Below are 14,367 nucleotides of genomic sequence, written 5' to 3' on the forward strand. Positions count from 1 at the left end.
ACCGACCCCGCTCGGGCGGGGCCGGCGACTTCTGCGGGCAGCACCGTTCGGCCCGGCTGCGCGCCGGGCTCGGTCACTCAGGGGCCCGCCTCAGGCGGCCGGGGGCGGAAGAACGAGTGCGTCCGAATGCATGATCGGCACCTTAGGCCGCGGTTCCGCGGGCCGACAACTCCCTTTCCGCGCCGCCGCGCACGACCGGCTCCGCCGAGCCCTTGGCGGGAGCCGACGACTGCGCGATGAACGCCCCGAGCAGCACGACGGCACCCCCGGCGACCTGCGGCGCGGAGAGACGCTCGCCGAGCAGCACCCAGGCCAGCACGGTCGCGATGACCGCCTCGAGGCACGCCACCACGCCCGCCACCTGCGGCGAGAGCCGGCGCACCGAGAGCACTCCGGTGACGTACGCGAGCACCGTGGCGACCAGCACGATCCAGACGAGCAGCGCGGCGGCCGGGACCGGGGTGCCGTTCATGTGCGCGGTGTGCGCGAGCACCGCCCAGTCCATGGCCCAGGGGCGCGCCACGGCGGTCAGCACGAGCGCGCCGACGAGCAGACCGTAGGCGATGACGCCGAGCGGCTCCGGGGCCGCGTCACCGGCGTCACCGCCCTGGTCGGACAGGACGAAGTACCCGACCTGGCAGCAGGCGGCCCCGAGGGCGAGCAGCAGCCCGAGGGCGTCGAAGCTCAGCCCGGACCAGACCTCGACGACACAGGCCAGTCCGCCGGCTGCGAGGACCACGCCGAGCGCGGCGGCCCTGGTGACCGGCCGTCGCTGCACGAACCGGACCCAGCCGAGCACCAGGGCGGGTGCCAGGTACTCGACGAGCAGCGCGACCCCGACGGGGATCCGGGACAGCGCGGCGAAGTAGCAGGCCTGCACGCCCGCCACGGCGAGCAGTCCGAAGCCGGCGAGCAGGGCGGGGCGGCGGCGCAGCAGCGCGCGGTGCCGGACGGCGAGCGGCAGCATGACGAGGGCGGCTCCGGTGACGCGCAGCCACACCACGTGCAGCGGGTCGAGCCCTGCCTCGATCAGGGGCTTGGCCGCGACGCCCGACCCGCCGAAGGCCACCGCGGACACGAGCGCGAGCCCGAGCCCGACGCCCTTGCCGGGGCGGCCCTGAGTGATCCGAGACGTAGACACCGGCACATGATGACAGGCGACGACATGAGCGTCACCCCCAATGGCACCTGTCTCACCGGGTGGACGCGCTGGCGCCGGGCACCACCGGCTGCCCGGGCATCGGACGAGTCGGACATCGGACGCATCGGGCATCGGACGTCAGCCCGGTCCCGTACCGCTCAGCAGACGGCTCCGCCGCCCCCGGCGCACTCCCCGGCGCACTCCCCGGCGCACTCCTCGGGGCACTCCTCGGGGCAGTCCTTGGCATCGTTGTCGACGCGGGCGGCGAGGTCGCCCGCGTCGATGCCCGCGCGGACCAGCACCTCCACAGCGCGCGCCTGCCGGTCCACGACGATCCCGGCGAGCAGGTCGACACCGCGTGCCAGGTCGTCACCGCGCCGGACCGCGCGCCGGCAGGCGTACTCCACGGCGGCCGAGGCCACGGGCGAGAAACCGTCGCCGGACTCCGTCACCACGGGCAGGGCACCGGAATCCTCGACCGTGCCCTGCCAGCGCAGTCCGTAGCCGATGCTGCGCTGCACCAGGTAGCCGAGCAGCCGGGCCAGTTGCGGGCCGCCGGCGAAGACCGCGCGCACCTCGGGGTCCGACTCCAGGAGCGTGTGCAGCAGATGGGCGGTGTCGATCTGCCGGTCCCCGTCCCGCACGGCCCTCCTGCGGGCACCGGAGACCACCGCCGCCAGCTCGGCGCTCAGCCGGCCGTCGTCGTCCGGGCGGCGGGTGTCCTGCTCGTCGGCCGGCTGCCGGGAAGTACGGGGTTGCACGACTCCCAGCCCATCAGCCTCTCCGGCTCCGGTCATCGCCGGCGGGAAGCATTTCTGCGTCCCACGGGGAGTGGACTCGGGTGGCCGGAATCTCCTCCTTACGGATGAGATCAGGCCGACCCCGCACAGGTGCGACCTTGACACCGCACAGTGTCCACCATTCCTGATGGTCCATCAGTATTGAATGTTCCGGGCCCTGCGGCTACGTTCCGCGACACCCTCGCTGCGCCCGGCGCAGCACCGACGAGAAGGGGTGGTCGCATGGCCGAAGTCAGCGCGGAGGCCCGCATCGGCGCGCCCGCGGAGAAGATCTGGGCCCAGCTCACCAACTGGCCCTCCTACGGGGAGTGGAACGCGACCCACACCAGCTTTCCCCAGGGCGGCCCCGAGTCGCTCGCGGCGGGCGGGACCTTCCAGGAGAACATGAAGCTGATGGGCTTCCCCGCCGAGGTCGAGTGGACCATCGAGACGGTGGAGCCGGCCCGCCTGCTCGCGATCCGCGGCAAGGGCCCGATGGCCGTGAACCTGGCCACGCGCTACACGCTCACACCCGACGGGGATGCGACGACGGTGCGCATCGACGGCGAGTTCACGGGCGCAGCGGTGTCGCTGATGGCGGGCAGGCTCAGGGACTCGGCCACGGCGGCGCTGAACGAGTCGCTGCGGAAGCTGGCCGGGCGGGTGTCCTGAGGTCCCACGCTTCCGCACGTACGCGCCCCCCTGCCCACGAAGGCGCCCCGCGGACCGCTCCACGGGGCGCCTCGTTCCGGCCGCCGGTCCCGGCCACCCGGAACCGATGACCCTCAGCCCTGATGACCCTCAGTCCTCGTCGGCGAGGATCAGGTACAGCCTCTTGCGGGCGTCGTTGATGACCGTGAGCGCCTTCTCACGCTGCTCCTTGCTGCCGGTCTTCCAGACCTGGCCGAAGGCCTCCATCAGACCGAAACCGGCCTGGCGGATCTCGCCGAGCGCCTCCCAGTCGACTCCGCGCGAGGCCTCCTCCCAAGGCGCCTCGGGACCCTCCTCGGCCGCGGCGCGGCCCGAGTCGGTCAGCGAGAACAGCTTCTTGCCACCCTCGCTCGCGCTGGCGATCAGGCCCTCGTCCTCCAGCAACTGGAGGGTGGGGTAGACCGAGCCGGGGCTCGGCTTCCACGCGCCCCCGCTGCGCTCGGCGATCTCCTGGATCATCTCGTAACCATGCATGGGACGGTCCTTCAGCAGGGCCAGGATCGAGGCCCTCACATCACCGCGCCGTGCCCTGCCGCGCGGTCCGCCGCGCCCTCGCCCGCCCCAGGGACCGGGACCGAAACCCGGCCCGAAGCCGGGACCGCCGGGACCGCCGGGACCGAAACCCGGTCCGCCCGGACCGAAGGGCCCGAAGGCCGCCCGTCGCCCCTCGAAGCCGCCCCGGGGGCCGTCCTGCCGGTGCCCACGCTCGAATCCATGGCTGCGCATCGTCACCACTCCATTCCATCGTTGATCTGTCGCGATACCTCAACGATATATCGGAACAGCCTCGGCTGACAACCCCCTGCGGAGCTGCGGCCTTTCCCTGCAACTGGGGCCGCGGACCGCGGATTGGCCTTGTCGCACCGCCGCGCACGACCCGTAACGTCGGGGCATGCGGATTCGAATCGTCGACGCCTTCACCGACCGGCCCTTCGCCGGCAATCCAGCGGGCGTCCTGCTCCTGGACGACTTCCCCGGGGACGACTGGCTCCAGAAGGTGGCGCTCGAGGTCAACCACGCCGAGACGGCCTTCGCGCACCGGCTGCCCGCGGGCGGCGAGGCCGACTGGGCGCTGCGCTGGTTCACCCCCGCCACCGAGGTCGCGATGTGCGGTCACGCCACCCTCGCCACCGCTCACGTACTGCGGGCCACCGGCGCGCACGAGGGCCGCGTGCGCTTCGCCACCCGCAGCGGTGTGCTGGTCGCGATCCCCGCCGAAGGCGGCGCGATCACCCTGGACTTCCCCACCGCGCCGCTCACGCCGGTCGATGTCCCCGACGGGGTCGCCGCGGCTCTCGGCGCCGAGCCACACAGCGCCTTCGACACCGGGCCCCACGTCGGCGACCTGGTGCTGGAGCTCGCCGACGAGAAGACGGTCCGCCGCCTCGCCCCCGACCACAAGGCGCTGGCCGCCTACTCCGCGCGCGGCATCATCGCCACCGCCCGCGCCGAGGACCCGGCCCGCGGCTACGACTTCGTCTCCCGGTGCTTCTTCCCGAACGTCGGCATCGACGAGGACCCGGTCACCGGCAGCGCCCACACCGCCCTGGCCCCCTACTGGTCCGAGCGCCTGGGCCGCCCCGACCTCACCGGTCTGCAGGCCTCGCCCCGCTCCGGCCTGGTCCGTACCGGACTGCGCGGCGACCGCACCCTGCTCACCGGCCGCGCGGTCACCGTCATCGAGGGCGAGCTGCTCGCCTGAGGTACGACGAAGGGGCGTACGGCAGCTCCGTACGCCCCTTGCCGTGCTCGCGCACTGCTCATGCCGTCGGCAGCCAGCCCACTTTCCCCGCCAGCAGGGCGTAGCCCACGAACGCCCCGATGTCGAGCAGGGAGTGCGCCACCACCAGCGGGCCGACCCGGCCCCACCGCCGGTAGAGCCAGACGAACACCACGCCCATCACCATGTTGCCGAGGAAGCCCCCGATGCCCTGGTAGAGGTGGTACGACCCGCGCAGCACGGAACTGGCGACCAGCGCGGTCCCCGGGGTCCAGCCCAGCTGGCCGAGACGGCGCAGCAGATAGCCGACCACGATGACCTCTTCGAGGACCGCGTTCTGCAGCGCGGACAGGACCAGCACCGGGTACTTCCACCACACGCCGGGCAGCGCCTCGGGCACCACCGTGAGGTTGAAGCCGAGGCCCCGGGCGGCCAGGTAGAAGGCGATCCCCGTGCTGCCGATCGCCGCTGCGACGACGGCCCCACGGCCCAGGTCCGGCCAGGGACGGGTGCGGTCGAAGCCGAGCGTGCGCAGGCTCCGGCCCTCGCGCAGCAGGAAGTGCGCGACGAGCGCGACGGGGATCAGGGCCGTGGCGATCCCGAACAGCTGCCAGGCGAGGTCGAGCCAGGGGCGGCCGGGTGCGGCGGAGGCGTTGAGGGTGGCCGCCTGCTCCTTGAGGCCGCCGGGTTTCGTCACCGAGCCGACAAAGCTGATCAGCGCGGACACTCCGCTGGCACCGAGTGAGAGCCCCAGCACGAGCAGCGTCTCGTCACGGAAGATCCGCCGCGACAGCCGCTCCCGCGGAAAAGAATCGGCCCCCGGCCCCGCCTCCGCCTGCACACGCGCCTCCAGTACCACCGTGTTGGGACGTCACAGCTTGCCCGATGCGTCCCGCGCGTACACAGGCGACCCCCGGTGCGGTGCCGCGGCTCAGCCCAGCGGGACCGGCTCAGGCAGGCCGACCGGCCAGGCGTGGACCGGCTCGCCGAGGTTCATCAGTTCGCGGTAGCGACGGGTGGTTGCGGCCAGGGCGGTCTCCCTGCTCAGTCCCTTCCCCACTGCCCGGTGGAAGGTCGCGGCCTGCCACTGGGCGCCATTGGTCCGGCGCCGGCAGCGCTCGTCGATCACGCCCAGGTACCGGTCCCGGTCCGCCGGCTCCACCCCCCACGCGTTCAGGCCGGCCTCGGCGAGCGGCAGCAGTTCGTCCCGGACGAGGCTGACGGCGTCCACCTCCGCGGTACCGGAGAAGCGGCCACGCCGGGGCCAGGTGAGCCGGGCGTCGATGCCGTACCGGCACGCGGCGTCGAAGTTGGCGGCCGCCGCCTCGAAGGGCAGCCGGGTCCACACCGGGCGCGACTCCTCGGCCAGAGCGCGGACGAGGCCGTAGTAGAAGGCCGCGTTGGCGATCACGTCGGTGATGGTGGGCCCCGCGGGCAGGACGCGGTTCTCCACGCGCAGGTGCGGGACGCCGTCCGCGATGTCGTAGACCGGGCGGTTCCAGCGGTAGATGGTGCCGTTGTGCAGGACGAGCTCGGCGAGCCTCGGCACGCCGCCCGCGTCCAGTACGTCCAAGGGATCCTCGTCGTCGCAGATCGGCAGCAGGGCCGGGAAGTAGCGCAGGTTCTCCTCGAACAGGTCGTACGCCGAGGAGATCCACCGCTCGCCGAACCAGGTACGCGGCCGCACGCCCTGGGCCTGGAGCTCGGGCGGGCGGGTGTCGGTGGACTGCTGGAACAGCGGGGGCCGCGACTCCCGCCACAGCTCGCGCCCGAAGAGGAAGGGCGAGTTGGCGCCGACGGCGATCTGCGCGGCGCAGGCCGCCTGCGCCGCGTTCCACACGTCCGCGAAGCGGCCGGGGGTGACCTGCAGGTGCAGTTGCACGGAGGTGCAGGCGGCCTCGGGGGCGATGGACTTCGAGGTGCAGGTCAGATGCTCCACCCCGTCGATGTCGAGTGTGAAGTCCTCACCGCGGGCGGCCACGATCTGGTCGTTGAGCAGCGTGTAGCGGTCGACGTCGGAGAGGTTGGAGGAGACCAGGTCGTCCCGGTCCAGGGTCGGCAGAATGCCGATCATCGCAATTCCGGCGTCGACCTCGCCGGCTTTTCGGTCGGCATATGCCAGTGACGTCTCCAGTTCCTCCGCGAGCCGGTCGAATACGCGGCCGCCGAGCCGGTGCGGGGCTATGTTGACTTCCAGATTGAACATGGCGAGCTCTGTCTGGAAGTCCCGGCTCGCGATACGCTCCAGCACTTGCGCATTCAGCATTCTGGGCATGCCGTCGGAGCCGACGAGATTCAATTCGATCTCCAACCCCATCAGGTTCCTCGGCCGGTCGAACCGCTTCTCGTGCAGCAGCCGCTCCAGCCCCTTCAGGCACCGCCGGAGCTTGTCGCGGTAGCGGTTGCGATCGGACAGGTCGAACTGGCCTGCCACGACCTTCTCCCCCATCGCAGCATCCCTCCTTGCAGGGGCGTGCCTAAGATCGGCCGCCGGGGTCCGGGTCAGGTGGGATGATGCCCCGCGAACGCGATCGATAACGTCCCACGCCCGCCCCGCACCGACTACTCTGGTCTCAGGTGACCGGAGGCACATTCACGAGGCATGAAGCGGTCAGCTCTTCCGGGTACCCCGGGAAACTCGTGAAAAACACCGATGACAACGCGCCGTCCGCTGCGTGGGCAAAATCCCAGGTCATCGCCGAGCGATCGGCTCGAAACCGGGATGATTCCCGCAAATTTCCGGCCCAATAGACCCTTGTTGTTCGCACCGGAAACAGCTAGACGAAACACCGCCTGAACATTTGTCGTATAAACTCCGGACCAAGGCAGAAGGTTGGCGCCCACGGCCCCGGGATCATGCCGTCAAGGCCATGTGCGGCGGACCGCGTCTCGCACTCCCCTCGTACCCCAGGCCCCGGCCCCATCCTCTCCTGCCCCGAGAGCTGACAGCGCCGTCCGCCCCCGCATCCCGCCCTCGTGCCACCGTGCCTGTCGAATGAGAGGCGACCCACCATGCCGCTGCACGTTCCCCCGGCTCCCGCGCCCGCACTGCGCTCCGTCCTCACGGCACTCGGTTCCCCCACCGCAGTCCGCGAGGCCCGGACCCCCGCCCTCCGTGCCGCCCAGGGCCCCGCCACCGTCGACCTTCCGCTGCCCGTGCACGTCCTGGACCGGATCACGCCCGAGGGGGTCTCCGCGACCCGGCTGGCGGGGTGGCGATTCCTGATCCGCTGCGGCGACCATGCCGTGGCCGCCGCCGAAACCATGCTGACCCCCGACGGCTGGGCCTTCTCACACTTCTTCGAGGGCCCCTACGTCACCTCCACCGAGCGCGCCCTGCACCAGGCCGAGACCATGCCCCAGCCCTACCAGCCGCGCCTGCTGTCGCTGCCCAGCCTGTACATGCTCGCCCTGTGGCTGCACGGCGACCCCTCCATCGACGGCGCCTCCGGCCACCCCGCTGCCACCGACCAGCTCGTCCCGCTCGCGCCGGCCCCGCCCGGGATCGCAGCCCACCGGCCGCACCGGGTCGCTGAGCTGCTCCCGGTCCTCACCCACCGGGCGACTCCCACCCGGCTCATGGGCTCGCCCGCCTGATATCCAGCATTTCGATCACCCTCGTACCCCGCTGCCGGATTTCCCGGAAGCGGGGTACGACTCCGTTTACCCCCTGAATACGCTCGTCCGAGCCGCAATTCGCTCGCATGAGCCGGGAAAGGTGGATGGCCCGACCGGACTAGCCCCTTCTGGCCACTCCGAACCACCCGAAGGGACAGTGCAGTTGGGGTGAACCACGCACCCGGGTGACGCGTCTCCAACCTGTGAGAAGCGGTGCTGCGAAATCCCTGCGGATTCACGCCCGTGGGGCAACACTGTGTCCAGACCGACTTATCAAACGGGGGGCGGCCATGGAGAATGCCACTAGCCGCGGAACAGACACGACAGCCGTCACGGACCACACGACAGAGCGAAAGATCCCACCCATGTGCCAGCACCAGCCACCGTGCCCGACAGCCGACTCAGCCGACCGGGAATCCGCCCGCCTCATGGCGCACCACCCGGAGCAGGGCTGGAGCCTGCTGTGCAACGGCGTTCTGCTCTTCGAGGACACCGGTGAGCTTCTGCCGGACGGCCAGATCATCGCCCCGCACCGCCCGCTGGGCGCCGACCGGGTGATGACCGCCGCCTGAGCACCCGGACGGTTCGGCGAACCGCCCGCGGATCACGAGGGGCCGGCCCGCACGCACACGGTGCGCACCGGCCCCGACGCGTGTCCGGGGGCGACTACTCCTGGTAGCCGGCCGGGAACACGTGCACGGTCCGAGCCCCGGCCGCAACGCGTCGTGGATGCTTCGAACGGGGTGAGCGCGGTGTCGAGCGCGGTGTCGAGCGCGGTGTCGAGCCCGAGACGCGGGCGAGGCGGCGCAGGCCTGGCCGTTGCCGTGGCGTCAAGACGGGGCTGCGGCGCGTCAGAGGCGCATCAAGGAGGGTTGCTCTCGCCCCAGCGGCGCCTAACGTCGGACATATGGCACACCGCGACGACGTGCGGCCCGGGGCCGGCGCCCCCGCGCGGGAACCCGGCCGGGTGGCCGGCGACCACGGCTGGGCGCGGGACCTGCGCACCTCGGTCCGCTGCTCGGTGACGCTGCTCGCCCTGCTGGTCCTGATCGACTGGGGCACGGGCCACCTCACCTGGTGGCGCAGCCTGCTCTGGCTGGCGCTCGCGGGCCTGCTGTTCGTGGTGCTCTGCCCGCCCCGGGTCCGCGCCGGCGAGGGCTGGCTCGTCTCGCGTTCCCTGCTGCGGAGCCGGCGGGTCCGGACCGATCTGCTGGTGTCGGTGCGCGCTCCGGACGGTGTCTGCCGGCGGCTGGTCCTGCGGGACGTGTCCGGCGGGCGTGTCGAGATCGACCCCGGCGTGCTGGTGCGCAACCCCGACCTCTGGTACCGCCTCGGCGAGGACGCGCGGAGGTCGCAGGCGAGCGGCTGTCTGCGGTGCGGATCGGACGCGCTGCGCCAGGTCTCGGAGCGGGTGGAGCGCGAGACGGCGCTGGCCCTGTTCCGGATCTCGGGGCTGGAGCCATGACGCTGGGTGCCCACCCCCGGGCCGCGGGACCACGCGTCCCCCGGGCGGCCCAACCCGCGGCGCGGCGCACGTACCTCCCGCTCCCGTCCTGGCCCCGGCGTCGCCACCAGCATTCTTAACGGAAGATTGATGCCCGCCCGCCCCGGTATCCGTGGGCCCGCGCGTCACTCTCCGCATACGCTGGTGCCCCGTCCGCGTGGGGCCGATCCACACGCCGAGCCGTACATCAGGAGCAGGGCCGATGGCCACCACCGAACACCCTCCCAGTCGTCTTCGTGCCTGGATGCTGGAGGGCCTGTCCGACATGGGCAAGGGCGTGCAGCAGGCACCGCACGCCGTACCCGAGCCCCCGCACCAGGGACAGCGGTGGTGGCGGGTGATGTGCCTGACCGGTGTCGACTACTTCTCCACCCTCGGCTACCAGCCCGGCATCGCCGCTCTGGCGGCCGGTCTGCTCTCGCCGGTCGCGACTCTGGTGCTGGTGATCGTCACCCTCGCCGGGGCCCTGCCGGTGTACCGCAGGGTGGCCGAGGAGAGCCCGCACGGCGAGGGCTCCATCGCGATGCTGGAGCGGCTGCTGTCGTTCTGGCAGGGCAAGCTGTTCGTCCTGACACTGCTCGGCTTCGCCGCCACCGACTTCCTGATCACGATCACCCTGTCGGCCGCCGACGCCTCCACCCACCTGGTGCAGAACCCGCATCTGACGGCCGCGCTTCACAGCCACCAGATGCTGATCACCCTCTTCCTCGTGGCGCTGCTGGGTGCGGTGTTCCTCAAGGGCTTCCTGGAGGCGATCGGCGTCGCGGTCGCGCTGGTGGGCATCTACCTCGGACTCAACGTCATCGTGGTGCTCGTCGGTCTGTGGCACGTGCTCACCGCCGGGCACCTGGTCACCGACTGGACCAGTGCCCTGACCGTGCAGCACGGCAGCGTCTTCGCCATGATCGGCGTGGCCCTGCTGGTCTTCCCCAAGCTCGCGCTCGGCCTGTCCGGCTTCGAGACCGGTGTGGCCGTCATGCCGCATGTGAAGGGCAACCCGGACGACACCGAGGAGCGGCCGGCCGGCCGGATCCGGGACACCAAGAAGCTGCTCACCACGGCCGCGCTGATCATGAGCGGCTTCCTCATCACCACTAGTTTCATCACCACTCTGCTGATCCCGGCGCAGGAGTTCCAGCCCAGCGGCAAGGCCAACGGGCGGGCGCTGGCGTACCTGGCGCACAACTACCTGGGGAACACCTTCGGCACGGTGTACGACATCTCGACCATCGCGATCCTGTGGTTCGCGGGCGCCTCCGCGATGGCCGGGCTGCTGAACCTGATGCCGCGGTACCTGCCCCGCTACGGGATGGCCCCGCAGTGGGCCCGGGCCGTCCGTCCGATGGTGATCGTCTTCACCCTGGTCGGGTTCCTGGTCACCTGGATCTTCGACGCCAACGTCGACAAGCAGGGCGGCGCGTACGCCACCGGCGTGCTGGTGTTGATCAGCTCCGCGGCCATCGCGGTGACCATCGCCTCCCGCAAGGCGGGCCAGCGGAAGTGGGCCGTCGGGTTCGCGGTGATCTCGGCGGTGTTCCTCTACACGACCGTCGTCAACGTCATCGAGCGCCCGGACGGTGTGAAGATCGGTGCCTGCTTCATCGCCGGGATCATCCTGGTCTCGCTGCTGTCGCGGCTGGCCCGCGCCTTCGAGCTCCGGGTGACCAGCGTGACGCTGGACGACATGGCGGAGCGTTTCGTCAGGGACATCGCCAGCCGCAAGATCCGGTTCATCGCCAACGAGCCCGGCCAGCGGGACAAGGCCCAGTACCGGGACAAGATCGAGCAGATCCGCAACGACAACGACATCCCGGTCACGGAGGACTTCGTCTTCGTGGAGGTGACGGTGACCGACCCCTCGGAGTTCGAGGCCGGTCTGACGGTGCGCGGCGAGGTCCTGCACGGCCGCTACCGCATCCTGAGCCTTGAGTCCTCCTCCATCCCCAACGCCCTGGCAGCGCTCCTGCTCCACGTCCGGGAGAGGACGGGCCACACCCCGCACATCTACTTCGAGTGGACCGAGGGCAACCCCTTCGCCAACTTCCTGCGCTTCTTCCTCTTCGGGCAGGGCGAGGTCGCCCCGGTCACCCGCGAGGTACTGCGCGAGGCGGAACCGGACCGGACCAGGCGTCCGCGGGTGCACACGGGCTGAGCGGCCGGCCCCCGCCGGAACACACCGCGCAGGGACGAGCGACCGGCCCCTGCCGGAACACACCGCGCGGGGCCCCGCCGAAGCCCGGCCGCAGCCCGGGCGGCCGTCCGTCTCCATGCCCGGGAGGATCAGGACCCCGGGACCACCGGCGGGACGCGTCCAGCCCCGGCACAACCGGTCACCGCGGAGTCGGTGTCCCGCCGAGCCCGCGGCCGCGACTCCCCGGCGGTGGCCCTATCGTGACCGGCATGCAGTCCTACACGATCGGCCAGGCGGCGCGGGTGCTCGGCGTCAGCGTCGACACCGCGCGCCGGTGGGCGGACGCGGGCCGGATGGCCACGCACCGCGACGAGGGCGGGCGCCGGCTCATCGACGGCCGTGACCTGGCCGCGTTCTCGGCCGAGCTCGCCAGGACCGGGGGCGGCGAGGAGACCCCCTCGTACACATCGGTCCGCAACGCCTTCCCCGGGATCGTGACCGCGGTCAAGCTCGGCGACGTCGCAGCCCAGGTCGAGATCCAGGCCGGCCCGCACAGACTGGTCTCGCTGCTGACCCGGGAGGCAGTGGAGGAGCTGGGCCTGGAGGTCGGCATGGAGGCCACCGCCCGCGTGAAGTCGACGAACGTCCACATCGACCGGGCATAGTCACACGAGGCGACGCTCCCCGCCGAACGCCCACCCCTCCCCGCCGAAGACGTCACACCCCGCCGGGCCGCTCAGGCCGGCGCGGAACGCCGTCACGCCCGGCGCCCGAGCCGTAGCCGCCGTCCATCCGCGTCGCCCGGGTGCCCCTGACGTGCCCGGCGCCGCAGCGGTCCTGCGGCACGACCGGCTGCAGGCGAAAGACGGCACCGTAGAAACGCACATGCAAGCCCGACATCACAGAAGGCCAGCTGATGCGATGGCACAGGTGATCTGCACCTCGCACTTGCGGCAGTATCATCACCACACGGCCGCTGCATGGCCGTGGAAGGCGCGACTGCCTTCCCGTGCGGAACCAGAGGAGTAGATCCGTGATGACCCGTCCTGCGCATCGGACCCGGACGCTGCAGGTGGCCGGTGCCGGAGCCGCGGCGCTGCTGGCCCTCAGCGCCTGCTCCTCCTCTGCTTCTTCCTCCGGCTCCACCGGCGGCTCGGCGTCCGGGGCGGGTGCTTCGGCGTCCTCGTCACCGAAGCTGTCCGGCGCGGTGACCGTCTTCGCCGCCGCCTCGCTGAAGGAGGGCTTCACGGCCCTGGGCAAGGAGTTCGAGCAGCAGCACCCCGGCACCAAGGTCACCTTCAACTTCGGCGGCAGCGACACCCTCGCGGCCAGCATCACCGCGGGCGCCCCCGCCGACGTCTTCGCCGCCGCCAGCGCCAAGACGATGAAGATCGTGACCGCCAAGCAGGACGCGGCCGGCACCCCGGTCACCTTCGTCCGCAACCAGCTGGAGATCGCGACCCTGCCGGGCAACCCGGACAAGGTCACCTCGCTGAAGGACCTCACCAGGACCGGCCTGAAGGTCGTGCTGTGCGACAAGACGGTGCCGTGCGGCGCGGCCGCCCAGAAGGCGCTCGCCGCCAGTGATCTCAAGCTCACCCCCGTCTCCTACGAGCAGGACGTCAAGAGCGCCCTGACGAAGGTGGAGCTGAAGGAGGCGGACGCGGCCGTCGTCTACAAGACCGATGTGAAAGCCGCGGGTGACAAGGTGGAGGGCGTGGAGTTTCCCGAGTCGGCCAAGGCCGTCAACGACTACCCGATCACGCTGCTCAAGGACGCGCCCAACGCCGCGACGGCCAAGGCGTTCATCGAGCTGGTGACGTCCGCCGAGGGCCAGAAGGTCCTGACCCGAGCAGGGTTCCTCAAGCCGTGACCCAGGTGGACGAGGCCGGCGCCGTGACCCCGCAGGGCGAGTCGCGGCGCGGGCGCGTCTTCCGGCGCGTCCCGCTGCCGTTGCTGGTGCCGGCACTCGTGGGCCTGATCTTCCTGCTGCTGCCGCTGCTGGCCCTGCTGATCCGGGCCCCCTGGCGCAGCCTGCCGGACCAGCTCACCAGCCCGGCGGTGTGGCAGGCGCTCCAGCTGTCCCTGATCACCGCCACCGCCGCCACCGCCGTGAGCCTGGTGCTCGGGGTCCCGCTGGCCTGGCTGCTGGCCCGCACCGACTTCCCCGGGCGCGGCTTCGTACGGGCCCTGGTGACGCTGCCGCTCGTCCTGCCGCCCGTGGTCGGCGGTGTGGCACTGCTGCTGGCGCTGGGGCGCAACGGTGTCGTGGGGCAGTGGCTGGACGCCTGGTTCGGCATCACGCTGCCGTTCACCACCGCCGGGGTGGTGGTCGCGGAGGCGTTCGTGGCGATGCCGTTCCTCGTCATCAGCGTCGAGGGCACGCTGCGGGCCGCCGACCCGCGCTACGAGGAGGCGGCCACCACTCTGGGCGCCTCCCGTTTCACCGCGTTCCGCTGGGTCACCCTGCCGCTGATCGCACCCGGCATCGCGGCTGGGGCCGTGCTGGCCTGGGCGCGGGCGCTCGGCGAGTTCGGCGCGACGATCACGTTCGCGGGCAACTTCCCCGGCCGTACCCAGACCATGCCCCTGGCCGTGTACCTGGCCCTGCAGAACGACCCGGCCGCGGCGATCGCCCTGAGCCTGGTGCTGCTGGCGGTGTCGATCGCGGTGCTCGCGGGCCTGCGGGACCGTTGGCTGAGGGCCGCTTCGTGAACCGGGCCGGGATGCTGCCCGTGAACCGCCGAACACCGTGGACGATCG

Annotated in this window: 14 protein-coding genes; 9 read left to right on the forward strand and 5 right to left on the reverse strand. The window is 71.6% G+C overall.

Going from position 1 to position 14,367, the window contains the following annotated elements:
• Nucleotides 1-142: 142 nt before the first annotated feature.
• Both ACH4UM_RS28230 and ACH4UM_RS28235 read right to left on the reverse strand, forming a co-directional pair.
• Nucleotides 143-1,147, reverse strand: coding sequence for an EamA family transporter (locus ACH4UM_RS28230; RefSeq protein WP_398185020.1), 1,005 nt, complete (start codon nt 1,145-1,147; stop codon nt 143-145).
• Nucleotides 1,148-1,299: 152 nt separating this feature from the next.
• Nucleotides 1,300-1,902 carry a Clp protease N-terminal domain-containing protein gene (locus ACH4UM_RS28235; RefSeq protein WP_398185022.1) on the reverse strand — a complete coding sequence of 201 codons (603 nt, stop codon included), beginning with the start codon at nt 1,900-1,902 and terminating at the stop codon, nt 1,300-1,302.
• Nucleotides 1,903-2,163: 261 nt separating this feature from the next.
• On the opposite strand from ACH4UM_RS28235, the gene ACH4UM_RS28240 reads away from it, so the two are divergent.
• Nucleotides 2,164-2,592 (forward strand): SRPBCC family protein, encoded by a 429-nt coding sequence (locus ACH4UM_RS28240; protein WP_398185025.1) that lies wholly within the window; start codon nt 2,164-2,166, stop codon nt 2,590-2,592.
• A gap of 129 nt (nt 2,593-2,721) precedes the next feature.
• Here ACH4UM_RS28240 and ACH4UM_RS28245 read toward each other — a convergent pair whose 3' ends face one another.
• The gene (locus tag ACH4UM_RS28245) at nt 2,722-3,357 is read right to left on the reverse strand and encodes a PadR family transcriptional regulator (protein WP_398185028.1); all 636 of its coding nucleotides are present in this window, start codon (nt 3,355-3,357) and stop codon (nt 2,722-2,724) included.
• A 166-nt stretch (nt 3,358-3,523) separates the two neighbouring features.
• Here ACH4UM_RS28245 and ACH4UM_RS28250 point away from each other — a divergent pair, with 166 nt between their 5' ends.
• Entirely contained in the window at nt 3,524-4,333 is an 810-nt protein-coding gene (locus tag ACH4UM_RS28250; protein WP_398185031.1) for a PhzF family phenazine biosynthesis protein, read from the forward strand.
• Between the two features lie 58 nt (nt 4,334-4,391).
• On the opposite strand, the gene ACH4UM_RS28255 is transcribed toward ACH4UM_RS28250, so the two are convergent.
• Both ACH4UM_RS28255 and ACH4UM_RS28260 read right to left on the reverse strand, forming a co-directional pair.
• Complete coding sequence (locus tag ACH4UM_RS28255; protein ID WP_398185034.1) at nt 4,392-5,192, reverse strand: CPBP family intramembrane glutamic endopeptidase; 801 nt, start codon at nt 5,190-5,192, stop codon at nt 4,392-4,394.
• A 90-nt stretch (nt 5,193-5,282) separates the two neighbouring features.
• Nucleotides 5,283-6,800, reverse strand: a complete 1,518-nt coding sequence (locus tag ACH4UM_RS28260) for a glutamate--cysteine ligase (RefSeq protein ID WP_398185037.1) — start codon at nt 6,798-6,800, stop codon at nt 5,283-5,285.
• A 563-nt stretch (nt 6,801-7,363) separates the two neighbouring features.
• On the opposite strand from ACH4UM_RS28260, the gene ACH4UM_RS28265 reads away from it, so the two are divergent.
• The 7 genes from ACH4UM_RS28265 to modB all read left to right on the forward strand — a co-directional run bounded on the left by ACH4UM_RS28265 (nt 7,364) and on the right by modB (nt 14,319).
• The gene (locus ACH4UM_RS28265; protein ID WP_398185039.1) at nt 7,364-7,948 is read left to right on the forward strand and encodes a hypothetical protein; all 585 of its coding nucleotides are present in this window, start codon (nt 7,364-7,366) and stop codon (nt 7,946-7,948) included.
• Between the two features lie 386 nt (nt 7,949-8,334).
• Nucleotides 8,335-8,541 carry a DUF5999 family protein gene (locus ACH4UM_RS28270; protein WP_398185042.1) on the forward strand — a complete coding sequence of 69 codons (207 nt, stop codon included), beginning with the start codon at nt 8,335-8,337 and terminating at the stop codon, nt 8,539-8,541.
• 335 nt (nt 8,542-8,876) lie between these two features.
• The gene (locus ACH4UM_RS28275) at nt 8,877-9,434 is read left to right on the forward strand and encodes a hypothetical protein (RefSeq protein WP_398185044.1); all 558 of its coding nucleotides are present in this window, start codon (nt 8,877-8,879) and stop codon (nt 9,432-9,434) included.
• 241 nt (nt 9,435-9,675) lie between these two features.
• Entirely contained in the window at nt 9,676-11,625 is a 1,950-nt protein-coding gene (locus tag ACH4UM_RS28280; protein ID WP_398185047.1) for an amino acid transporter, read from the forward strand.
• Between the two features lie 248 nt (nt 11,626-11,873).
• Complete coding sequence (locus tag ACH4UM_RS28285) at nt 11,874-12,269, forward strand: molybdopterin-binding protein (protein ID WP_398185050.1); 396 nt, start codon at nt 11,874-11,876, stop codon at nt 12,267-12,269.
• 371 nt (nt 12,270-12,640) lie between these two features.
• Entirely contained in the window at nt 12,641-13,477 is an 837-nt protein-coding gene (gene modA / locus ACH4UM_RS28290; protein WP_398185052.1) for a molybdate ABC transporter substrate-binding protein, read from the forward strand.
• On the forward strand, nt 13,474-14,319 hold the full coding sequence (gene modB, locus ACH4UM_RS28295) for a molybdate ABC transporter permease subunit (RefSeq protein WP_398185055.1): 846 nt from the start codon (nt 13,474-13,476) through the stop codon (nt 14,317-14,319). Before modA ends, modB begins: the two co-directional genes overlap by 4 nt.
• The last annotated feature ends 48 nt before the right edge of the window (nt 14,320-14,367 follow it).

This window comes from Streptomyces sp. NPDC020801, assembly GCF_044334385.1.
Taxonomy (GTDB): domain Bacteria; phylum Actinomycetota; class Actinomycetes; order Streptomycetales; family Streptomycetaceae; genus Streptomyces.